Here is a 20,569-nt window from a genome sequence, read left to right as displayed (position 1 = left end):
ATCGATAATTTATTGGAGAGCGCTTAAGCCGCCCAGGGGTGCGACGCGGCGTTCTTCTTTTCGAAGCTGTCGATCGCCTTGCCCTTCTCGAGCGTCAGGCCGATGTCGTCGAGGCCGTTCAGCAGGCAGTGGCGCTTGAACTCGTCGAGATCGAACTTGATCGAGCCGCCATCGGGACCGGTGATTTCGAGGTTCTCAAGATCGACGGTGAGGATGGCGTTGGAACCGCGCGAGGCGTCGTCCATCAGCTTGTCGAGATTTTCCTGGCTGACCTTGATCGGCAGAATGCCGTTCTTGAAACAGTTGTTGTAGAAAATATCGGCGAAGCTGGTGGAGATCACGCAGCGGATGCCGAAATCGAGCAATGCCCAGGGAGCGTGCTCGCGCGAGGAACCGCAGCCGAAATTGTCGCCGGCAACCAGGATCTTGGCATCGCGGTAGGCCGGCTTGTTCAGCACGAAATCCGGATTTTCGGAGCCGTCTTCGTTATAACGGGCTTCGGCGAAAAGGCCGGTGCCGAGGCCGGTGCGCTTGATGGTCTTCAGATAATCCTTCGGAATGATCATGTCGGTGTCGATATTGACCACCGGCAGCGGCGCTGCAACGCCCGTGAGCTTCACGAATTTATCCATGACCCATGCTCCATTTCAGTAAATCTACTTTCCTGAATGTGCATCTAGTCCAGTTTTCCGCCGAAATGAAGGAGAATCTTTGGAAAATGGGGGCCACGCGACGTTTCGCGCGGCCTGCCCTTTAATTATGTCGGGTTATTTGGTCGGTGCGTTCAAGCCCCAGAGGACGCCGAACGGGTCGCGAAGCTGGCCGTAACGGTCGCCCCAGAACATCAGTTCGACCGGCATGACGACTTCGGCGCCGGCAGCGACGGCGCGATGCCACCAGAAATCGATATCGTCGATAACCAGCTGGATGGCGAAGCCTTCATGGCCTTTGAAGGGGTGGCCGTATTCGGGATAGGCATCCGCCAGCATGAGGGAACTGCCTTTGATGTAGAGATGCACATGCATCGTCCGGCCGCTCTCGTCGACCGGCACGATATAGGCTTCTTCGGCGCCGAAAGCTTTCTTGTAGAATTCCGCGGCTTTCACCGCGCCGCCGACCGTCAGATAGGGCAGCAGGCCGTTCTTGACCGGCGGCATCTTGACCGGACTGTTTTCCGTCGCATTCATGCTCGTTCTCCATCGTTTCAAGCGCCGGCTGAATGCCTGGCTGCTTCAAGGACGTAGCATGGCAGCATGATCCGACAATGTCGGTCGGTTTTTTCGCGTGAAGCGGCTTAGAGATCGATGATCGTGCCGCGGCCGTCGTTCCAGATCCGCATTTCGCGTTGGCCATTGTTTGCCTTGGCGCGGACCGGAGCAGGCTTCATCTTCAGCGACAGTGCGCGGCCGACCATCAGCACGGTCAGAATGCCGCCGACGGCGAGCGTCACCGAGAAGGTGAGAAGCAGCATGGCCACGAAAACGGTGGCGCCGGCAAGCATGAAGAAGATGGAGCGAATGTTCTGCATGGGTTTGGTACCTTTCTACGGAAAGGAATGTGGTCCTTCTTTTTCTTCTCTGCAAGGCAAGCATGGCTTTTTGTTGTCTTGCCGGGCCTTGCGAAGCTTGGCACTAATGATCGATGAGCCAAATACCCCCTCGCCGTTCCTTAAATCTGCGCCGCTCGGTGCTGAGCGTGCCCGCCATCAATCTCCGGGCGCTCGAAAAAAGCCATTCGCTTGATTGCGATGCGGTTATTTTCGATCTGGAGGATTCCGTCTCGCCCGAGAAGAAGGGGCAAGCGCGGGAAAATCTGCGCGCCTTTTTTGCGGGGCCGCCGCTTGAAGGCAAGGAAAGGATCATCCGCATCAATTCTTTGTCATCCGAATTCGGGCCGGCGGACCTGGATCTGGTCAAGGCGCTTCTGCCCGATGCCGTTCTCCTTCCCAAGGTGGACGGACCTCGCGGTTTCACCGATATAGGCGATCTGCTCGCCGATGCGGATGCGCCGGAGGAACTGCGCATCTGGGCGATGATCGAGACGCCGCGCGGCGTGCTGAATGCCGGGGCGATCGCCGAAGCCGGTCGGACGCCGGGCTCGCGGCTCGATTGCCTCGTCGTCGGCCTCAACGATCTGCGTAAGGAAACGGGCGTCTTGCCGCAGCCGGGACGAACCTATCTCGTGCCGTGGCTGATGCAGGTCGTCCTGGCGGTCAGCGCTTACGGGCTCGATGCGATCGACAGCGTCTTCAATGATTTCAGAGACGAGCAGGGTTTCGATGGCGAATGCCTGCAGGGCCGGGCCATGGGCTTTGCCGGCAAGATGCTGATCCATCCCACGCAGATCGAGCCCGCCAATCGGCATTTCGGCCCGGATCCGGCAGCGATTGCGGAAGCGGAGGCGATCATATCGGCTTTTGCCGATCCGGCTTCCGATGGCTTGAACGTCATCAATTCAGGCGGGCGGATGATCGAGCGGCTGCATCTTGTCCAAGCCGAAAGCCTGGTTCATAAAGCTCGCCTGATTTCTGCAAGAAAGCCCGCCTGATGAAACTCTACCGCTTCCTGACCGGCCCCGACGACGCTTCCTTCTGCCATAAGGTCACCGCCGCCCTCAACAAGGGCTGGTCGCTGGAGGGCTCACCGACCTATGCCTTCAATGCCGCAACGGGCGCGATGCAGTGCGGCCAGGCGGTCGTCAAGACCGTCGAAGGCAAGGATTACCATCCCGAGATGAAGCTCTCCGAGCAGTAAGGTTTACAGCGCCGAGCGATGCCGGTTTTTTCGGGCGATGCGTTAGCGCTCGGCGGCTTCCTCGGCGCTTGCCTCGATCCGCTCCATATCGTCGTCGCTCAGCCCGAAATGGTGGCCGATCTCGTGGATCAGGACGTGGGTGATGATATCGCCGAGCGTCTCGTCATTCTCGGCCCAGTAATCGAGAATGGGGCGCCGGTAGAGGCGGATGCGGTTCGGCATCTCGCCGGTTTCCACCGTGAAACGTTCGGAAATGCCCCTGCCCTCGAAAAGGCCGAGCAGATCGAAAGGGGTTTCCAGCGCCATGTCCTCGAAAACGTCGTCATCGGGGAAATCTTCGATCTCGATCGTGAGGTTGGTCGTCAACCGGCGAAATTCATCCGGCAGATGGCTATAGGCCTCCATGGCCAGCGACTCGAAGGTGCTGATCGTCGGCGCATGGCGGTCCCGCCAATCATCGCTCTGGTCTATGCGGGCCATGAATATTCCTTCCTTTGCGGGCCCATATAGAACCTTTATCGCCGGTTTTCGAGTGCGGAATCAAAGGCAGGAATAAATTCATAGAAAATGGCCGTTGACTCTTCATTAGCTCTCTGGAATCTATAAGAACATAACAGGAACAAGACGGATTGGAGAACGCCATGGCGCAGCACGCCCTGGCGCGCGAGCGGCTTTTTGCGCTCCGCGAAACCATCGCCAGATTGGAGGGGAAACCCGCGCCGGCGCTTGCGGCAGCGCAGCGGGAAGCCCTGGCGGAAGGAGGCAAGGCACCCCGGAGACCCAGTCTGCCGCCCCTGGCGTTCGGGGTGGAATCGCTTGATGAGGCGCTGGAAGGCGGCCTGCCGCTCGATGCGATCACCGAATTCCGCTCCGCTCTGTCGCGTGATGCCGGTGCGGCAAGCGGGCTGGCGCTGGCTGTCGCCGCGCGGCTGCAGAGCCAGGAGGCGGATGCCGGCAGGCTTTCCCCGCTGCTCTGGATCGGTGATGCTGTCGGCACGCTGGAGGCCGGCCGTCCCTATGTTCCCGGGCTTCGGGATTTCGGGCTGAGCCCGGAGCGGTTTTTCCATGCCGCGCCGCGCAAGCTGGACGAGGCGCTCTGGCTGGTGGAGACCGCGGTGGAAAGCGCTGCCTTTTCGGCGGTCATCTTCGAAGTGCGAGGCAATCCCGCCCATTTCGGCCTGACCGAAAGCCGCAGGCTCAGTCTCAGGGCGCGTGCTGCCCGCCGTCCGCTCTTTCTTGTCCGCCAGGCCGGGGTGGAAGAGGCAAGCAGTGCGGCCTTCCGTCTGCATGTCGAGCCGGCGCCGTCTGGTCTGCGGCCGTTGCCGGATGGATCGAAGCTTTCCGGCAGCATCGGCAATCCGATTTTCCGTCTCACGCTGGAGAAGGGGCGCAATCCGGCCCCGCTCTGCTTTTTTCTGGAGTGGAACCCCCATGAATGCGAATTTCTCCCCGTCGCCGAGCCAAACCTCCTTCGTTCTCCAGGCGAGCAGTCAGCGCATTCTGGCGCTCAGCTTTCCGCATCTGCCAACGGACCGCATCGCCCGCAGGCGATGGGGGCTCTCCTGGCGTTCGACAGGGCGTCCTGAGGCACCGCCTATCGTCTGTTCCGGCAAACTCAACAATGCCATGCGGCTGACGGCGCTGGACGAGTTGGCCGAAAGGCTGGGGCTGAAAAAGGACCAGGGCGTTGCCGAAGCGCGGGCCATGTACCCAATGCTCGAGGTCGCGGAAGAGGATCCGGCGGCCGACCGCCGGCTGCTGGAGGCCATTGCCGACTGGTGCGACCGTTATACGCCGCTGGTGGCGTTCGACGGCAAGGACGGCCTGTTTCTTGACATTAGCGGCTGCGCCCATCTCTTCGGTGGGGAAAAGCCGCTTCTCAAGGATGTGCTGTCGAGGCTTTTTCATATGGGAATCGATGCGCGCGGCGCCATCTCATCCTCGCCAGGCCTTTCCTGGGCCGCGTCGCACTTCGGGCGAGGCGGCGTGATCGAGGATGAGGAGACGGAGCAGGTGCTGATGTCCTTGCCGGTGGCAGCCTTGCGGCTGGAAGGACAAACCGTCGATGCGCTGAAGAAGCTCGGCCTGAAATATATCGGCGACGTCATCGATGCACCGCGCGCGCCGCTGACCCGCCGGTTCGGCCCGGGACTGCTTCTGCGGCTCGACCAGGCGCTGGGACGTGAGGAGGAGCCGGTCTCGCCGCGGCGTCCGGTCGCCAGCCTCTCAGCCGAAAGCCGCCTGATCGAGCCCATCGGGACGGAAGAACAGATCCTTGCCGTCATGCGGCAGGTCGCCGTGTCGCTGCAGCCGTCGCTGGAGACGCGGGGGATCGGTGGACGGGTGTTCGAACTGGTGCTGTTCCGCGTCGACGGCAGGGTCTTTCGTATCTCCATCGGTGCTTCGCAGCCGCTTCGTGAACCAAAATTCATTGCCGGGCTTTTTTCCGAGCGATTGCAGGCGGTTTATGACGATCTCGATGCCGGCTATGGTTTCGAAATCCTGCGGTTGAATGTGCTGCGGCATGATCCCTTCAACGAGGCCCAGGCGGATTTCGAGGGCGAACGTCAGGACGAGATCTCGCTTTCTGTTTTCGTCGACCGGGTCTCGGCCCGGCTGGGTGCGGATTGCCTGCACAGCTTCCAGCTCCGCGAGAGCCATGTGCCGGAACGCGCCGTCATCAGCGTTCCTGTGATGGATGGTCTTCCCAGGCGGAAGGCGGCGCAGGACATCCAGCTTCCGTTCCGCGAGGAGCGCCCGCTGCGGCTCCTTGCCACGCCGGAGCCGGTCGAGATCATGCTGGCCGAAGTGCCCGACGGTCCGCCGCAGATCTTCCGCTGGCGGCGCATGCAGCATCAGGTGGCAAAAAGCGAGGGGCCGGAACGGATCGCCATGGAGTGGTGGATCGATGGGGATGACGCCGAGGCGCGCGACTATTTCCGCATCGAGGACGAGACCGGGCATCGCTTCTGGATCTATCGTCGCGGTTTTTACGGCCGGGAACTCGATCCTCGCTGGTTCATGCATGGTGTGTTTGCATGAAGAGCGGGTCCGCATTTTTCGAGATCGGCGTGAGAACGAATTTTTCGTTTCTCGAAGGCGCCTCCAGTCCGGAAGAGATGGTCGTCCAGGCCGCTCATCTCCGGCTCGGCGGTCTTGGGATTGCGGACCGGAATTCGGTGGCAGGCGTCGTCAGGGCGCATGCGCAAGCGCTGCAGCTCGAGGAGAGATACAGGAACAGAGATGCGATCCTGGCCGAGGCGAAGAAGGACGGGAAAACGGAAAGGATTTTCGATCCCATCCGGATTCAGCCGGGCGCCCGTCTGGTCTTTTGCGACGACACGCCGGATATCCTCGCCTATCCGCGCAATCGGCGGGGCTGGGCAAATCTCTGCCGCCTTCTCAGCGCCGGCAATCTGAAAGAAGAAGCGGTCAAGGGAAGCTGCCTCCTGACGGAAGCCGAGCTGCTGGAATGGGGAGACGAGATGATGCTCGCGCTTGTTCCCGATCGCACTCTTGTCGATCGTCAGTCAGGCCAGTCGGCGCTGGAAGATTATCTGGAACGGTTTCGCCGACGGTTCCGCAAGGATTTTTTCATGGCGCTGGCGCCGGCCTATGACGGCCGCGACCGGCAGGTCTTTGCGGTGCTTGCCATGCTTGCGGCGCGAAACCGCGTGCCGCTGATTGCGACCAACCAGCCGCTTTATCATCACCCCGAACGCCGGCCGCTTTCGGATGTGGTGATCGCGATCCGGGAGCATGTCCAGATCGCGCAGGCCGGATTCCTGCTGGCGCCGAATGCCGAGCGCTACCTTAAGGATTCACGTGAAATGGCCCGGATCTTCCGGGACTATCCCGGCGCCATCGAAAATAGCCAGGCCTTCTTCGATAAGCTGACCTTTTCGCTGAAGGAATTGGAGCATAATTATCCGCTTGAAAACGATCCCGGCGAAACGCCGCAACAGACGCTCGATAGGCTGACGAGGGCGGGAGCCGCAAGGCGCTATCCCGAGGGTGTGCCGCCCAAAGTGGCGCAGCAGATCGATTATGAACTGAAACTCATCGGCGACAAGAACTACGCCTCCTATTTCCTGACGGTTTACAGAATCATCCAGCACGCCCGTTATGACCTCAAGGTCTTGTGCCAGGGGCGCGGATCGGCGGCAAATTCGGTCATCTGCTATTGTCTCGAAATTACGGAAGTCGATCCTCAAAAGAGCACGCTGCTGTTCGACCGTTTCATTTCGATGGACCGCGACGAACCGCCGGATATCGATGTCGATTTCGAGCATGATCGGCGCGAAGAGGTCATCCAGTTCATCTACAGAACCTATAAGAGAGAACATGCCGGGCTGACGGCGGGGGTGACGACCTACCGCACCCGCTCGGCCGGCCGCGAGGTCGCCAAGGCCTTCGGACTGTCGGAAGATGTCCAATCGGCGATCAGCAGCCTCGTCTGGGGCTGGTCGGAGGACAATCTTTCCGAGCGGGATGCCAAGGCGGCCGGCCTCGACATCAAGGACCCGGTCACCAGGAACGTGCTGAAATATGCCTCCGCGCTTCTCGGCTTCCCGCGCCACCTCACCCAGCATGTCGGCGGCTTCGTCATCACGCGGGACCGGCTCGACGAGGTGGTGCCGATCATGAAGACGGCGATGCCGGATCGCTACATGATCGAATGGGACAAGGACGATCTCGACAACGTCAAGATCCTCAAGGTGGATGTGCTGGCGCTCGGCATGCTGACCTGCCTGCGGAAGGGTTTTTCGCTGCTTGAACTGCATTACGGCGTGAAGAAGACGCTCGCCGATCTCGGCAACAGGGAACATGGGGACGAAGGCAGGCCGGTTTACGAGATGATGGGCCGGGCCGATACGCTTGGCGTCTTCCAGATCGAGAGCCGGGCGCAGATGAGCATGCTGCCGCGCCTGAAGCCGAAACTGTTCTACGACCTCGTCATCGAGGTGGCGATCGTCCGGCCGGGCCCGATCCAGGGCGATATGGTGCATCCCTATCTGAAGCGCCGGGAGCAGCGGGCCAGGAATATTCCGATCGAATATCCAAGCGAGGAGCTGAAAACGGTTCTGGAAAGAACCCTCGGCGTGCCGCTGTTTCAGGAACAGGCGATGCAGATCGCCATTACCGCTGCAGGCTTTGCGCCTGCGGAAGCCGACAAGCTTCGCAGGGCGATGGCGACATTCAAGCGAACCGGCACGATCGGCAATTTCGAGACGAGGTTCATCGAGGGAATGGCCTCAAAGGGTTATGCTCGGGAATTCGCGCAGCAATGTTTCAACCAGATCAAAGGCTTCGGTGAATATGGCTTCCCTGAAAGCCATGCCGCCTCCTTTGCGCTGCTCGTCTATGCCTCCTCTTGGCTCAAGGCCTATTATCCCGACGTCTTCTGCGCGGCGATGCTGAATTCCCAGCCGATGGGGTTCTATGCGCCGGCGCAACTGGTGCGGGATGCACGCGAGCATGGGGTAAGGATCCTGCCGGTCGACATCAATGAATCCGACTGGGATTGCGGTCTGGAAGAGGCTGTTTTCGATCCGAATGCCATCGATTTCCGTCACCGTGAGATGCGCGGGGTCATCAAGGCCCGGCATGCGGTGCGGCTCGGCTTTCGGCAGATCAAGGGCGTCTCGGATAAGGAAATGGAGCTGCTCATCAAACATCGAGGCAGAGGCTACGGTTCCGTTCGGGATCTCTGGCTGCGGTCCGGCTTGCAGAAATCCGTCATCGAGCGGCTGGCGGATGCCGATGCCTTCCAATCCCTCAAGCTATCGCGACGCGACGCGCTCTGGGCGGTGCGGGCCTTGGATGTGAAGAGCGCGGCCGAGGAGCTGCCGCTTTTCGAGCAGGTCCGTCATGTCGATCTCCAGGCTGAGCCGGCAACGAAGCTGCCGGACATGCTGCCCGGAGAGCAGGTCATCGAGGACTATCGTTATCTCTCGCTGTCGCTGAAGGCGCATCCAGTCTCCTTCCTGCGCGAGGAATTGCGGCATGCCGATGTGACGCGCAATGTCGATCTGTTGAAAGTCGCCAACGGCAGAAGGGTGACGATTGCGGGCCTGGTGCTGGTGCGCCAACGGCCTGGATCGGCCAAAGGCGTGATCTTCATGACGCTCGAGGATGAGACCGGCGTCGCCAATGCGATCGTCTGGCCGAAAATCTTCGACACATACCGCTCGGTGGTGATGGGCGCCCGGTTGGTGAAAATCCGCGGCAGGCTGCAAAGCCAGAGCGGCGTGATCCATACCGTCGTCGAGCAAATCGAGGACATGACGCCGGCGCTCGGCATTCTCCAGCGCGAGGCCCGGCGTTTCGGCGTCTGCGAGCGGGCAGACGAAGTGCTGAGCCCAGGTGTCGATCAGCGGCAGAAAAAGCTTGCGCATGCACAGGAGAGAGCTGAGCTGGAAAAACGAATGGCGGCCACAGGCCGCAATTCCGGCATAGCGGAAACTGCCGAGGTGATGCCGCGCGGACGCAACTTCCATTAAAATGCGCCGCACCCGTCGGGATCCCGCGGCCCGCCTTCAGTTGCCTTATGGCGTCATCATCCTGGAAGCACTGGATTAATCCCGGACGATATGCATCGGCTTCTCATTTGGACGCCGCATCCGATGAAGCGGGGCTCGAATTTTTTCTTGACAGCCACCATCTTCTTTAGCAGAAAACACGATAGTCAGTGTCATGTTTGGAAATGAAGACGTGCTTGTCTGCAGCTGCAATTATATAACCGACAAGGAAATCCGGGAGGTTATCACCAACCTTCTCGATGAAGACTGTTGGCAGCTTATCGTGCCGGCGAAGGTCTACCACGCCATGGAAAAACGCGGCCGCTGCTGCGGCTGTTTCCCCAACGTCGTCGACATCATCATCCAGACGACCGAGGAATATCACGCCCGTCGCCACTCGACGGAGACCGAAATATTTGATTTCATGTCACGCTTGAAACAATTCCATGAGGAAAACAGGAGAGCGGACATTGAAAGGCGACAAAAAAGTCATCGAGCGGCTTAACGAGGCGTTGTTCCTCGAGCTCGGGGCAGTCAATCAATATTGGGTACATTATCGTCTTCTTGAGGACTGGGGCTACACCAAGCTCGCCAAGAAGGAACGCGCCGAATCTATCGAAGAGATGCACCATGCCGACCGGCTTGTTGCACGCATCATTTTCCTTGAAGGCCACCCCAATCTGCAGACCCTTGCGCCTCTGCGCATCGGCCAGAACGTCAAGGAAGTGCTGGAAGCCGATCTTGCCGGCGAATACGACGCCCGCGCGGCCTATAAGAAGTCGCGCGATATCTGTTACGAAGCCGGTGATTACGTTTCCATGAAACTCTTCGAAGAGCTGCTGATGGACGAGGAAGGCCATATCGACTTCCTGGAAACGCAGCTCGAGCTGCTCGGGAAGATCGGCGAGAGCAAATACGGCCAGCTCAACGCCGATTCCGCCGACGAAGCCGAATAAACATTCGAACGAATACCGGCCGCTCAGCGGCCGGTATTCGCATCTGTATTATCAAACCAATCCCGTATCGATCAGTCTTTTCGCAGCGCCGCCAGATGCTGGAATTCGGCCACCACCTGGTCGTAGACGCTGCGCTTGAATGGGACGATCAGCCCCGGCAGTTCCTGCATCGGCTTCCATTCCCAGCAATCGAATTCCGGCTCGTGGCCGCCGGGCGGCGGGTTGATGGCGATCTCGCTGTCGTCGCCATCGAAGCGGAAAGCGAACCAACGCTGCGTCTGGCCGCGGAATTTCCCTTTCAACCCGATGCCGATCAGCGCCGGCGGCAGATCATAGTTGATCCAGTCCGCCGCTTCGGCAAGCAGGGTCACCGTCTTGATGCCGGTCTCCTCGTAGAGCTCGCGATAGGCGGCGTCCAAGGGATCCTCGCCCTTGTCGATGCCGCCCTGCGGCATCTGCCAGAGCTGCGGCGAGCCGTCATATTCCGAATTGCCGTCGGGAATGCGCCGCCCGGCCCAAACCAGGCCATCGCGGTTCAGGATCATTACGCCGACACAGGGGCGGTAGGGCAGGTCCTCGGCTTTTACGGTCGCCCGGCTCATCTTCTTCTCCGTCCAGGAATGTTCTCAGGGATTGCTTTTCACGGATTCTGGGGGTCGCTGGTCAGGGCGGCGACGCCGACGATCTCGATGCCGCGCATCGCAGCCTCCTCGCTCCATTTGGCGATGGCGTCGACGCTCTCATCGAAAGCCGAGGCGACACCGATCGCCTGGCCGTTCTTGCGGGCGATGCGCTCGAGTTCGTCGAGCTTCTTCAGAACGGCATTGATATCGAGCTGGCCGTCGAGCTGCAGATCGGCGAAGGCGTAGGGCAGCTCGGTGCCCTTGGCGACCACCGCCGTCTTCGACTGCGCCGAGGTGCCGTCATCGAGGAACAGCAGGCCGCGTTTGCCGATATCGCGCATCACAGGCTCCATGGCGGTGGAATCGGAGAGGAAACGGCCGCCGAGATAATTCATGATGCCGGTATAATTGGTGATTTCGCCCATCGCCTTGTGCAGGTTCTCGATGTTGCGGGCGACAGGCTTCGAGGTCAGCAGCGTCTCGGGACCTGGATCATTCGCCGGGTAATCAAACGGCTCCAGCGGCACTTGCAGCAGGATCTCGTGACCGCCGCGGCGGGCCTCCTGCATCCAGCGCTGCAGGCTGTTGCCGCTTGCGGCAAAGGCAAAAGTGATTTCTTCAGGCAATTCGGCAATGGCGCGCTGCGTCCCGGTCTGGCTGAGCCCGAGGCCGCTGACCACGATGGCGATGCGGACGCCGCGCGCGCCGGAGGCGGGGCGGGCATATTGATCCATCGGCCGCCGGCCGTCGGGGCCGACGATCGGCAGCCTGCCGAAAGGCGTTTCCTCGAGCAGCGCTTCATTCGGCTGGGCCGCCATGCGCGGATCCTGGCCGATCTGCATGGCATCGACCAGCACCGGCCCGCCGCCGTCGCGCGGGCGGGGGCTGTATTTGGTGACGACGGAGCCGTCGCCGGTGACCATCTGTTCGACGTTGGCGCCCGAGCGCGGTTCGGCGCGCGGCATGCCGTCCGCCGCCTGGTTGGCGCTCGCCGGTGGCTGAGGGGTATTGGAGGATGGCGTTGCGGCCTGTTCGGTGGCCGATGGCTTGGGGCGCTCGAGCCCATCGCCGCGAAACGCCGTATAGAGAGAAAAGCCGCCTATGGCGAAAAGACAAAGACTGGCAGCGATACGACCGAGGCGCAGAACACCCGGGCGCCGGCTGCCGGTTTTGCGGTTGCGGCCCAAAGGCGCATGCAGGTCCGTTCCCAATTTTTCACCCGCTCCAAAACCGGGAAACAGCAGAAAGGGTCAAGGCCGGACGAGGTGCCCGGCCTTGAGGTGATCATCACTTGGCGACGATGGCCTTGTCGGGGTTCGGCGGGAAGGACGGATCGGTCTTCTTGCCGCGCAGCAGATCGAGCGCGTAGTTCAACTGAACGTCGTCCTTCGGATCCGGGGGCACATAGGCAACGGAACCCGAACCTTCGTCGGTCTCGCTCTGACCCTTGATGTGGCCGCGCAGGCTGGATTCGCCTTCGGTTACCATCTTGCCCTGCAGTTCCTCCGGCAGCGGCTCCTCGACCTTGATGTCGGGGGTGATGCCGGTGCCCTGGATCGAGCGGCCCGACGGCGTGTAGTAGAGCGCCGTGGTCAGGCGCAGCGCGCCGTTTTCGCCGAGCGGGATGATCGTCTGGACGGAGCCCTTGCCGAAGGAGCGCGTGCCGAGAACGGTGGCGCGCCGCAGATCCTGAAGAGCGCCGGCGACGATTTCCGATGCGGAGGCCGAGCCACCGTTGATCAGCACGATCACCGGCTTGCCATCCGTCAGGTCGCCCGGGCCGGCATTGAAGCGGCGGGTTTCATCGGGATTGCGGCCGCGGGTCGACACGACTTCGCCGCGCTGCAGCAGCGCATCGGAGACGTTGATCGCCTGGTCGAGCAGACCGCCCGGATTGAGGCGCAGGTCGAGGACATAACCCTTCAGCTTGTCGGCCGGAACGGTGTCCTTGATCTTCTTGATCGCCTTTTCCATGTCGGGATAGGTCTTCTCGGTGAAGGAGATGATGCGGAGATAACCGACATCGTCCTCAACACGCGACTTGACGGCCTGGACGGCGACGACGTCACGGACGATCGTCAGCTCGATGGGCTTGTCGGCGCCCTTGCGGATCAGCGTCAGCTTGATCGGCGTGTTGACGGCGCCGCGCATCTTCTCGACGGCGTCCTCGAGCTTCAGGCCGCGCACGGACTGGCCGTCGATCTCGGAGATGTAATCGCCGGCGAGAACACCGGCCTTGGCGGCGGGCGTATCGTCGATGGGGGTGATGACCTTGACGAGTTCGTCTTCCATGGTGACTTCGATGCCGAGGCCGCCGAATTCACCCTTGGTCTGGGTGCGCATGTCCTCGGCGTCCTTCGCATTCATGTAGCTTGAATGCGGATCCAGCGAAGAGAGCATGCCGTTGATGGCGTTTTCGATCAGCTTGTCTTCGGCCGGCGGCGTCACATATTGGGCGCGCACACGCTCGAAGACGTCGCCGAACACCGAGAGTTCCTTGTAGGTGGAGGATCCGGCCGCTTCTGCCGGCACGCCCGCCGAGTAAATGACGCTCATGGCGGTCGCACCCATCAATGCGCCGACCAGAACAAGAGAAGCCCTACGAATCATTGCGTGCCTTTCCAGTGTCTTTGGCGGTCCACCACGGTCGGGAATCGACCGGTTTACCGTCCTTTCGAAATTCAATGTAAAGCGTTGGCCGGTCCGTTTCCAGCGCCAATGCAGTTGCGCTTGCCACTCTTTTCGCGCCCATCACGGCGAGCGGCTCGCCGGAGAAAACGAATTTTCCCTGACGGGTATTGATCGTGTCCATTCCCGAGAGAACCAAGTGGTAGCCATCGCCGGTGTCGAGGATGATCATCTGGCCGTAACTGCGGAAAGCGCCGGCGAAAACCACCAGGCCATCGGCAGGCGCCGTCACCACCGTCTCCGGATTGGTGGCGACCGTCATTCCCATCGCCTCGTGGCCGGTGCCGTCGGCATCGCCGAACTGGCGCAGGATATCGCCGGCAACGGGCACCTCCAATTTCGCCTTCAATTCTCCGAAGGGATATGCGGGCGCAATGCGGTTTTTATCGGGCACACCACTGTCGGCCAAGGCCTTGGCCTGGGCGCGCTGCTCGTCCGTCATCAGCTTGCGGTTCTCCTCCGCCTGACGGGCGGCGGCGGCGGCATCGCGCACCGAAGCGATCTCGGATTCCATCGAGGCGACGAGACCTTCAAGGCTGGTCGCCTTGCCTGCCAGTTCCTCCGAGCGTTTTCTCTCGGCCTCGAGTTCGGCGGCATTGCTGCGGCTGAGCTTGTCGTTTTCGGCAAGCAGCAGGTCCATGCGCCGCTCTTCCTCGATACTATCCGTCATCGTCGCAGTCAGGCCGGCTTTCTCGGCGGCGCTTGCGGCCTGCAAGGCGGCGAGACTTGCCAGATCGCCGGCAAGCTTGTCGGTCTCCTTGCGGATGCCGGGCACTACCGCGCCGAGCAGGATGGCGCTGCGCACCGAGGCGAGCGCGTCGTCAGGGGTGACGAGCAAAGCCGGCGGCGGGTTGCGGCCCATGCGCTGCAGCGCTGCCAGCACCTCTGCCAGAAGGCCGCGGCGCTCGTGCAGCGATCGGCGGATGCCATCCTCCTTGACGCCGAGATCGGCAAGCTTCTTCTCGCTTTCGAGAATCTGCTTGTCGAGCCCCTTGCGGCGGGCGGCTGACTCGATCAGCGCCTGGCGGATGCTTTGGGTGCTTTTTTCCAGATCGGCGATGCTCTGCTGCAGCGCGCTCACCTTGTCGCTGGAAAGACTGATGGTTTTCGACAGGGTTTCGAGTTCGGCGCGGGTCTTATCCCGTTTGGCGGCCAGTTCGGCGGCCGGATCGGGTGGCGGCGGCTCGGCTGCCGGCGGCGCCCATTGTGCCGCTTCGGGTGCGGCATCCTCAGCCCGGACGATGAGGGGATCTGCCGACACGGCAATCACCGCCGCACCGATACCGGCCGCGATAGCCGGCAGGATCATGCGGTGTCGCCTGGTGGATGCTCTCGTCATGCGTGTTGGGGCACTTTCTCAAATCGCGCGGAGACTAAGCTGATTTGGCGCGCTTTGCCAGAAAGTTCGAAGCACATCGGGCGGCCAAGCAAACACGGCTGCGTGACAATGTGGCGCATCGGGCCGATGCGGCATCAGACGCGGTGATAGGGATGGCCGGACAGGATGGTCACGGCGCGATAGAGCTGTTCGGCAATCAGCGTGCGCACGAGCTGATGCGGCCAGGTCATTTTACCCAAGCAAAGCGTGGCGTCGGCACGGTCGTAGAGGGAGGGATCGAGGCCGTCGGCGCCGCCGATGGCGATGGTCAGCTCGCGTTTGCCCTGGTCGCGATAGGCGCCGAGCAGGCCCGCGAAGGCTTCGCTGTCGAGCGCCTTGCCGCGTTCGTCGAGAAGAATGAGGACGCTGCCGTCGGTAAGCGATTTCACAAGCTGCGCCGCTTCCTCGCGCTTGCGAGTTTCCGCATTGGAGGCGCGGCTTTCGGCCACTTCGGCAACACGGGTAAGTTCGAGGCCGACAGCAGGGCCGGCCTTGGCGAAACGGTCGAAATAACGGGCCGCAAGATCCTTTTCGGGGCCGGATTTCAGCCGTCCCACCGCAAAAAGACCAACTCGCATTCATCCGCTCCTGCTGATGCGGCACATCGGGCGCACGAGGCGCCACCGGCCGGTTTTCATATTACCCGGCCAGCCAATGCCACGTTCAGGCGCCGGACAAAATGCCGGCCTGCCTGTCAGTGCCGCGTTTCTTCATCCATATCCGGAGCCGCCCACATCTTTTCGATGTTGTAGAACTCGCGGATTTCAGGACGAAACACATGCACGATAATATCACCGGTGTCGATCAGGACCCAATCGCCGCCTTCCTGGCCTTCGACGCGGGCCGTGCCGAGGCCGTCGTCTTTCAGGTCGGTGAGCAGGTGATCCGAGATCGCCATGACATGCCTGTTCGAGCGGCCGGAGACGACGATCATGTAGTCTCCCAGCGCCGATTTTCCGGCAATGTCGATGGTGACGATATCTTCAGCTTTGGAGTCCTCGAGGCTGGCGAGGACGGTTTCTAGGGCACGGGCGGCGGCATCGGCGCCACGTTCCGCACTCTTCGGGATAACGGCGAACGTTTTTCCCTTGGCGTGTACTGTTGTCAGTGCTTTCCCTTTCCTGGAATGACAAACCATGCACAACACGAGATCCGATCGAGACCGGATCATGGTTAAGATAGGCATCAGACCATTAATGTTTCAAGACGTGCTAAGATACAGAACGGTCGAAAATCCGATCTGGCGTCCGAATTGAAGAATATTGCCGCGCGGGCTGCTGGTGCGGGCGGTGTACAGTTTCCGTACCGCCGCGTAAAGTGTGGCAAATTCCACGATTTCACGATTCGATGACCGATCCAGCCGCAAAAACACTCGTGCCTGTCCTGCGAATCAGCTTCCCGGACGAAGATCGTCTCGGTCACGGCAAGATGGAGCTCTTGGAGCATATCCGCGCGACAGGATCGATCTCGGCGGCGGGGCGGGCGATGGACATGTCCTATCGGCGCGCATGGCTGCTGGTCAGCGAGATGAACCGGATGTTCCGTGAACAGGTGGTGGAGCCGCAGCGCGGCGGCCAGAAGGGCGGCGGCGCGGCGCTGACGCCGTTCGGCGAAGAATTGCTCGAGCGTTTCCGCCGGATGGAAAAGACGATACACGAAAGCCTCGCCGAGGATCTCGCCTGGCTCGAAGGCAAGCGCAGGCTGTAAGGGGGCAGCCTGTAGGGAGGCGCCGTTCAGGCCTCCAGAGCAACCGTCTTGATGACGGCAAAGACGGTCTTGCCGGGCTGAAGATCGAGGCGCTCGCAGGAGAGCGCTGTGATGCGCGAGAGAACGGCGTCGCCGCCGCAATCGAGCCGGATTTCCACCGTTCCGTCCTCGTCCGGCGATATCGCCGCGATCCTGCCTTCGAGAATGTTCAGTGCGCTGAGGCCCTCGGGCCTGGCGGTCGCAAGCATGACGTCTCGCGACGGAATGCGAATGCGCACCGGCCTGCCTGCGGTAAGCGCTGCACCGGGGATGTGCAGCTGAGCAGATTTCAGCGCGATGGTCGACAGGTGGTGGCGTGGATCGTAGCTTTCGACCGTGCCTTCGAGAAGCGCGCCCGCCTCTCTCCGATCAGCCGCCGCAGACGGGCGGCTCAATATGTCGACGGCCGGGCCGATCGTTTCCACCTTACCGTCGTTGAGGACGACGACCTGGTTTGCCAGCCGCGCCACCTCGGCGATCGAATGGCTGACATAGATGATCGGAATTTCGGTCTGGTCCCGCAATCGCTCCAGATAGGGCAGGATCTCGGCCTTGCGCGCCTCGTCGAGGGCTGCCAGCGGTTCGTCCATCAGCAGCAGGCGTGGCGCGGCGAGAAGGGCGCGGCCGATGGCGACGCGCTGCTTTTCGCCGCCGGAAAGTTTTGCGGGGCTGCGCTCCAGCAGCGGCCCGATGCCGAGCAGGTCGACGATGCGATCGAAGCTCTCGCCGCGTGCGGTTTTCGCCGTAAACCAGCGGCCGTAGGAGAGATTGGCGCGGACGCTGAGATGCGGGAAAAGCCGGCCCTCCTGGAAGACATAACCGAAGCGGCGGCGATGTTTCGGGACGAAGGTGCCGGTTTTGGTTTCGGTCAGGGCCTCGCCGTCAAGGATAACGCGGCCTTCGTCGGGGCGGGCGAGGCCGGCGATGATGCGGATCAGCGAGGTCTTGCCGGAGCCGGAGCGCCCGAACAGCGCGGTGACGCCACGCTCGGAGGTGAAGGCGGCGTCGAGCGAAAAGCCGCCGAGCCGCTGTTTTGCCGCGACGATCAGCGTCATTCGGGATCGATCCTTTGGCCGGCGAGGCGGGCGAGAAATTCGGAGGCGAGCAGCGCGGCCATGGAAATGACGATGGCGACGGCTGTCAGCCGCAGCGCGCCGGCATCGCCGCCCGGCACCTGGGTAAAAGTGTAGATCGCTGAGGATAGCGTCTGGGTCTCGCCGGGAATGTTGGAGACGAAGGTGATCGTCGCGCCGAATTCACCCATGGCCTTGGCGAAGGACAGGATCATGCCGGTGATGATGCCGGGCAGGGTCAGCGGCAGGGTAATCGTCAGGAAGACCCAGGCGGGACCGGCGCCGAGCGTTCCGGCCGCCTCCTCCAGCTTGCGGTCAACAGCCTCGATCGACAGGCGAATGCTACGCACCATCAGCGGAAAGGCCATGACCGCGCAGGCGAGTGCCGCGCCCGTCCAGCGGAAGGAAAGGACGATGCCGAAATACTGGTCGAGCAGACTGCCGACTGGACCGCGGCGGCCGAACAGGATGAGAAGAAGGAAGCCGGTGACGACGGGGGGCAGGATCAACGGCAGGTGCACGACGCCGTTCAGCACCGACTTGCCCCAGAAGCGGCCGCGGGCAAGCAGCAGAGCGACGAGAATGCCGAAGGGCAGGCTCGCCAGCATGGCGACAAAAGAGACGCGCAGGCTGAGCAGGATCGCCGTCCATTCCTCGTTGCTCAGGCCCAGTATATTCAAACGCATGTCTCCAAGATCGAAGGCTTGCTGAGGCGAGCCTCAGTTGGCGCCAACTCTCTCTCTCCTCCCCGACGTCATCCTCGGCCTTGTGCCGAGGATCTGCTGCCCTATCGACCGGAAGCAGATGCTCGGGACAAGCCCGAGCATGACGAAAGAGGAGTTGGGCGACTTTGTCAGCAGCCTGAGCCTCTGTGAGCCTCACGCTAGGCTGTCGCTATTGATTCCGCAATCATGCCAACCGCTCAATCACTTGAGGACAGTGAAACCCTGCGCGGTGAAGAAGGCGGCGGCTTTGTCGGATTTCAGGAAGTCGAGATAGGCTGCCGCATCCGGGTTTTTGTTCTCGGCAAGAATGGCGACCGGATAGATGATCGGCGGATGGGAATCGGCCGGGAAGGTGCCGACGACGGCGACACCCTTATCGGCGGCTGCGTCCGTCTGATAGACGATGCCGTAGGGCGCTTCGCCGCGGGAGACGAGGGCGAGGGCGGCGCGGACGCTTTCGGCGCCGGCGACCTTGCTTTCCACGGATTTCCAGATGCCGAGTTTGTCGAGGGCGGCCATGGCGTATTTGCCGGCCGGGACCGATTTCGGCTCACCCATGGCCAGTTTGCCATCACCCAAAAGCGCTGCGAGATCGAAGCCCGGCTTGATCTCGACCGGTTTTGCCTTGGCCTTCTCGGCAACGAGCACGATCCGGTTGCCCAGTAGGTTCGAACGGCTGCCGGCCTTGATGAGGTTCTTCTCGGCGAGGTAGTCCATCCAGGCAAGGTCGGCCGGGATAAAGACATCGGCGGGTGCCGCGTTTTCGATCTGCTTGGCCAGTGCCCCGCTTGCCGCATAGGAGGCGACGGCTTCCTTGCCGCTTTCCTTGGCCCAGGCGGCATTGGCGGCATCGAGCGCATTCTTGAGGCTCGCCGCCGCAAAGACGGTGAGCTTTTCGGCTGCGGCGGCAGGTGTCGGCAGCGCTGCCGCCCCAAGCCACAGGGCCGATATCGCGGCGGTTGCCAGTTTCATCCATTGGCGGCGATTCTGCATGATTATTCCCCAGGGTTCGAAATATTGCGACGAATATAACGGCGATCTCGCTTTGGCTAGGGATATATTCAGGAAAATATAACCCTAGCGACAGACCGTTCCGCGTTCGCCTATTCACAAAGCGCATGGCTTTCCCAGAGACGGAGATCTACGGACGTGGAACTGTCCGGGCAGCGCCGATCGGCAACCGATAAAGTCCGCCATTGCAAGGGCCGTTTCGCCGGCCGTGCCGCTAAAAACGGCAGTATCCCGAGGGCTGTCCGCGACAGGATTGCAGCGCCCGCATTGCTGCATTGCACAAATCGATATTCATCTTCTGGCGGAATATGGTACAACACACTCATCGAAACGGCTTCTCCTCCTCCCATAGCCGTTCGATAGGGTCGACAACACTCCTCCTCCCAGTTGTCGATCGAGTTTATAAGCCCGACGGATCCTCCCCCGTCGGGCTTTCTCGTTTCCGGGATTTCCTTAAAAATCAGCCTATTCGGAACTGCCTGGCAGCGAGCCGTTGCGGATTGCCGTCGAGCTTAGGCCGGAGCGTGGCCCGTGGATGAAGGTCCAGGCCGGCGCGGGCTTCTTCCAGAGGATCCGCGCGTCGTCCTCGTCGACGCGGGCGAAATCGAAAGTCCTGGTCATTTTCGAGGAGAGGTAGGAGAGCGTGGCACCCGGCCGGTCGATCACAGCGATCGGGAAGGTGCGGACGATTTCCTGCCATTTCTGCCATTTGTGGAAGGTCTGCAGGCCGTCGGCGCCCATGATCCAGATGAAATGCACATGCGGATTGCGGGCCTTGACGCGGGCGAGCGTATTGGCAGTGTAGCTGACGCCGAGCGACTGTTCGAAGGCGGTGACCTTGACGCGCGGATCGGCGGCGACACGCTCGCTTTCGGCAATGCGCTCGGCAAGCGGGGCCAGCTGGTTGCGGCTTTTCAGCGGATTGCCGGGGGTGACCATCCACCAGAGCTGGTCGAGGCCGAGCCGCTTGATGGCGATCTCGGCGACCAGCGCGTGGCCCTGGTGCGGCGGGTTGAACGAACCGCCGAACAGGCCGACGACCATGCCGCGCTCGCTGTGCGGCATGCGGAGATAATGCCGGTCCACACTCTCCGC

21 protein-coding genes and 1 pseudogene are annotated in these 20,569 nt (G+C 61.6%); 8 read left to right on the top strand and 14 right to left on the bottom strand.

The features are described from left to right. Window positions 1-23: 23 nt before the first annotated feature. From leuD to ATY75_RS06855, 3 genes are all read right to left on the bottom strand, one after another. Window positions 24-632: a 3-isopropylmalate dehydratase small subunit gene (leuD, locus tag ATY75_RS06865; RefSeq protein ID WP_064841181.1), complete on the bottom strand. Its 609-nt coding sequence runs from the start codon at window positions 630-632 to the stop codon at window positions 24-26. Window positions 633-767: 135 nt separating this feature from the next. Beyond that, window positions 768-1,187, bottom strand: coding sequence for a glyoxalase/bleomycin resistance/extradiol dioxygenase family protein (locus ATY75_RS06860; RefSeq protein ID WP_088936951.1), 420 nt, complete (start codon window positions 1,185-1,187; stop codon window positions 768-770). A 107-nt stretch (window positions 1,188-1,294) separates the two neighbouring features. Further along, window positions 1,295-1,528: a hypothetical protein gene (locus ATY75_RS06855; protein WP_088936950.1), complete on the bottom strand. Its 234-nt coding sequence runs from the start codon at window positions 1,526-1,528 to the stop codon at window positions 1,295-1,297. A 113-nt stretch (window positions 1,529-1,641) separates the two neighbouring features. Between ATY75_RS06855 and ATY75_RS06850 the strand changes: the two genes are divergently transcribed. Next, window positions 1,642-2,547 (top strand): CoA ester lyase, encoded by a 906-nt coding sequence (locus ATY75_RS06850; protein WP_088936949.1) that lies wholly within the window; start codon window positions 1,642-1,644, stop codon window positions 2,545-2,547. After that, window positions 2,547-2,753, top strand: coding sequence for a DUF1737 domain-containing protein (locus tag ATY75_RS06845; protein ID WP_064841176.1), 207 nt, complete (start codon window positions 2,547-2,549; stop codon window positions 2,751-2,753). Before ATY75_RS06850 ends, ATY75_RS06845 begins: the two co-directional genes overlap by 1 nt. A 42-nt stretch (window positions 2,754-2,795) precedes the next feature. Here ATY75_RS06845 and ATY75_RS06840 read toward each other — a convergent pair whose 3' ends face one another. After that, window positions 2,796-3,233 carry a metallopeptidase family protein gene (locus tag ATY75_RS06840; RefSeq protein WP_064841175.1) on the bottom strand — a complete coding sequence of 146 codons (438 nt, stop codon included), beginning with the start codon at window positions 3,231-3,233 and terminating at the stop codon, window positions 2,796-2,798. Window positions 3,234-3,394: 161 nt separating this feature from the next. Here ATY75_RS06840 and ATY75_RS35010 point away from each other — a divergent pair, with 161 nt between their 5' ends. The 5 genes and pseudogenes from ATY75_RS35010 to bfr all read left to right on the top strand — a co-directional run bounded on the left by ATY75_RS35010 (window position 3,395) and on the right by bfr (window position 10,230). Beyond that, window positions 3,395-4,339, top strand: coding sequence for a hypothetical protein (locus ATY75_RS35010; RefSeq protein WP_245317540.1), 945 nt, complete (start codon window positions 3,395-3,397; stop codon window positions 4,337-4,339). Next, entirely contained in the window at window positions 4,251-5,795 is a 1,545-nt protein-coding gene (locus ATY75_RS06835; RefSeq protein ID WP_280950581.1) for a DNA polymerase Y family protein, read from the top strand. The genes ATY75_RS35010 and ATY75_RS06835 overlap by 89 nt, the downstream gene beginning before the upstream one ends. Further along, window positions 5,792-9,256, top strand: coding sequence for an error-prone DNA polymerase (locus tag ATY75_RS06830; RefSeq protein ID WP_088936947.1), 3,465 nt, complete (start codon window positions 5,792-5,794; stop codon window positions 9,254-9,256). The genes ATY75_RS06835 and ATY75_RS06830 overlap by 4 nt, the downstream gene beginning before the upstream one ends. Window positions 9,257-9,379: 123 nt before the next feature. Beyond that, window positions 9,380-9,779 (top strand): annotated as a pseudogene (locus ATY75_RS06825) ((2Fe-2S)-binding protein). Then, window positions 9,745-10,230 carry a bacterioferritin gene (gene bfr / locus ATY75_RS06820; protein WP_085738762.1) on the top strand — a complete coding sequence of 162 codons (486 nt, stop codon included), beginning with the start codon at window positions 9,745-9,747 and terminating at the stop codon, window positions 10,228-10,230. Before ATY75_RS06825 ends, bfr begins: the two are co-directional and overlap by 35 nt. Window positions 10,231-10,301: 71 nt before the next feature. Here bfr and ATY75_RS06815 read toward each other — a convergent pair whose 3' ends face one another. The 6 genes from ATY75_RS06815 to rsfS form a co-directional block, all read right to left on the bottom strand. Next, entirely contained in the window at window positions 10,302-10,832 is a 531-nt protein-coding gene (locus ATY75_RS06815; RefSeq protein WP_088936945.1) for an RNA pyrophosphohydrolase, read from the bottom strand. A gap of 38 nt (window positions 10,833-10,870) precedes the next feature. Further along, the gene (locus ATY75_RS06810) at window positions 10,871-12,064 is read right to left on the bottom strand and encodes a divergent polysaccharide deacetylase family protein (protein ID WP_064841165.1); all 1,194 of its coding nucleotides are present in this window, start codon (window positions 12,062-12,064) and stop codon (window positions 10,871-10,873) included. A 76-nt stretch (window positions 12,065-12,140) separates the two neighbouring features. Continuing rightward, window positions 12,141-13,463, bottom strand: a complete 1,323-nt coding sequence (locus ATY75_RS06805) for a S41 family peptidase (RefSeq protein WP_088936944.1) — start codon at window positions 13,461-13,463, stop codon at window positions 12,141-12,143. After that, entirely contained in the window at window positions 13,453-14,850 is a 1,398-nt protein-coding gene (locus tag ATY75_RS06800) for a murein hydrolase activator EnvC (RefSeq protein ID WP_088936943.1), read from the bottom strand. Before ATY75_RS06800 ends, ATY75_RS06805 begins: the two co-directional genes overlap by 11 nt. A 164-nt stretch (window positions 14,851-15,014) precedes the next feature. Next, window positions 15,015-15,497 carry a 23S rRNA (pseudouridine(1915)-N(3))-methyltransferase RlmH gene (rlmH, locus tag ATY75_RS06795; protein ID WP_088936942.1) on the bottom strand — a complete coding sequence of 161 codons (483 nt, stop codon included), beginning with the start codon at window positions 15,495-15,497 and terminating at the stop codon, window positions 15,015-15,017. Window positions 15,498-15,613: 116 nt separating this feature from the next. Then, window positions 15,614-16,057, bottom strand: coding sequence for a ribosome silencing factor (gene rsfS, locus ATY75_RS06790; RefSeq protein ID WP_003589592.1), 444 nt, complete (start codon window positions 16,055-16,057; stop codon window positions 15,614-15,616). A 209-nt stretch (window positions 16,058-16,266) separates the two neighbouring features. Between rsfS and ATY75_RS06785 the strand changes: the two genes are divergently transcribed. Then, on the top strand, window positions 16,267-16,626 hold the full coding sequence (locus tag ATY75_RS06785) for a winged helix-turn-helix domain-containing protein (protein WP_088936941.1): 360 nt from the start codon (window positions 16,267-16,269) through the stop codon (window positions 16,624-16,626). Between the two features lie 26 nt (window positions 16,627-16,652). On the opposite strand, the gene modC is transcribed toward ATY75_RS06785, so the two are convergent. The 4 genes from modC to ATY75_RS06765 all read right to left on the bottom strand — a co-directional run bounded on the left by modC (window position 16,653) and on the right by ATY75_RS06765 (window position 20,539). Beyond that, window positions 16,653-17,720, bottom strand: coding sequence for a molybdenum ABC transporter ATP-binding protein (gene modC / locus ATY75_RS06780; protein ID WP_088936940.1), 1,068 nt, complete (start codon window positions 17,718-17,720; stop codon window positions 16,653-16,655). After that, a complete protein-coding gene (gene modB / locus ATY75_RS06775) occupies window positions 17,717-18,418 on the bottom strand; it encodes a molybdate ABC transporter permease subunit (protein WP_088937016.1) in 702 nt (233 codons plus the stop codon). Before modB ends, modC begins: the two co-directional genes overlap by 4 nt. A gap of 246 nt (window positions 18,419-18,664) precedes the next feature. Beyond that, the gene (modA, locus tag ATY75_RS06770) at window positions 18,665-19,456 is read right to left on the bottom strand and encodes a molybdate ABC transporter substrate-binding protein (protein WP_088936939.1); all 792 of its coding nucleotides are present in this window, start codon (window positions 19,454-19,456) and stop codon (window positions 18,665-18,667) included. Window positions 19,457-19,939: 483 nt separating this feature from the next. Continuing rightward, window positions 19,940-20,539, bottom strand: coding sequence for a nicotinate-nucleotide adenylyltransferase (locus tag ATY75_RS06765; RefSeq protein WP_237352222.1), 600 nt, complete (start codon window positions 20,537-20,539; stop codon window positions 19,940-19,942). Window positions 20,540-20,569: the final 30 nt, after the last annotated feature.

It is taken from the genome of Rhizobium sp. N122, assembly GCF_002211295.1.
GTDB lineage: Bacteria > Pseudomonadota > Alphaproteobacteria > Rhizobiales > Rhizobiaceae > Rhizobium.
This window is presented reverse-complemented; position numbering and strand designations above follow the sequence as displayed.

Excerpts from the sequence above, each read along its gene's own strand:
- ATY75_RS06840 (WP_064841175.1), bottom strand. The coding sequence starts at position 3,233 with ATGGCCCGCATAGACCAGAGCGATGATTGGCGGGACCGCCATGCGCCG.
- ATY75_RS06855 (WP_088936950.1), bottom strand. The coding sequence starts at position 1,528 with ATGCAGAACATTCGCTCCATCTTCTTCATGCTTGCCGGCGCCACCGTT.
- ATY75_RS06805 (WP_088936944.1), bottom strand. The coding sequence starts at position 13,463 with ATGATTCGTAGGGCTTCTCTTGTTCTGGTCGGCGCATTGATGGGTGCG.
- ATY75_RS06845 (WP_064841176.1), top strand. The coding sequence starts at position 2,547 with ATGAAACTCTACCGCTTCCTGACCGGCCCCGACGACGCTTCCTTCTGC.
- ATY75_RS35010 (WP_245317540.1), top strand. The coding sequence starts at position 3,395 with ATGGCGCAGCACGCCCTGGCGCGCGAGCGGCTTTTTGCGCTCCGCGAA.
- modA (WP_088936939.1), bottom strand. The coding sequence starts at position 19,456 with ATGCAGAATCGCCGCCAATGGATGAAACTGGCAACCGCCGCGATATCG.
- modC (WP_088936940.1), bottom strand. The coding sequence starts at position 17,720 with ATGACGCTGATCGTCGCGGCAAAACAGCGGCTCGGCGGCTTTTCGCTC.
- leuD (WP_064841181.1), bottom strand. The coding sequence starts at position 632 with ATGGATAAATTCGTGAAGCTCACGGGCGTTGCAGCGCCGCTGCCGGTG.
- ATY75_RS06785 (WP_088936941.1), top strand. The coding sequence starts at position 16,267 with ATGACCGATCCAGCCGCAAAAACACTCGTGCCTGTCCTGCGAATCAGC.
- rsfS (WP_003589592.1), bottom strand. The coding sequence starts at position 16,057 with ATGGTTTGTCATTCCAGGAAAGGGAAAGCACTGACAACAGTACACGCC.
- ATY75_RS06850 (WP_088936949.1), top strand. The coding sequence starts at position 1,642 with ATGAGCCAAATACCCCCTCGCCGTTCCTTAAATCTGCGCCGCTCGGTG.
- ATY75_RS06765 (WP_237352222.1), bottom strand. The coding sequence starts at position 20,539 with ATGCCGCACAGCGAGCGCGGCATGGTCGTCGGCCTGTTCGGCGGTTCG.
- ATY75_RS06860 (WP_088936951.1), bottom strand. The coding sequence starts at position 1,187 with ATGAATGCGACGGAAAACAGTCCGGTCAAGATGCCGCCGGTCAAGAAC.
- ATY75_RS06800 (WP_088936943.1), bottom strand. The coding sequence starts at position 14,850 with ATGATCCTGCCGGCTATCGCGGCCGGTATCGGTGCGGCGGTGATTGCC.
- rlmH (WP_088936942.1), bottom strand. The coding sequence starts at position 15,497 with ATGCGAGTTGGTCTTTTTGCGGTGGGACGGCTGAAATCCGGCCCCGAA.
- ATY75_RS06815 (WP_088936945.1), bottom strand. The coding sequence starts at position 10,832 with ATGAGCCGGGCGACCGTAAAAGCCGAGGACCTGCCCTACCGCCCCTGT.
- ATY75_RS06830 (WP_088936947.1), top strand. The coding sequence starts at position 5,792 with ATGAAGAGCGGGTCCGCATTTTTCGAGATCGGCGTGAGAACGAATTTT.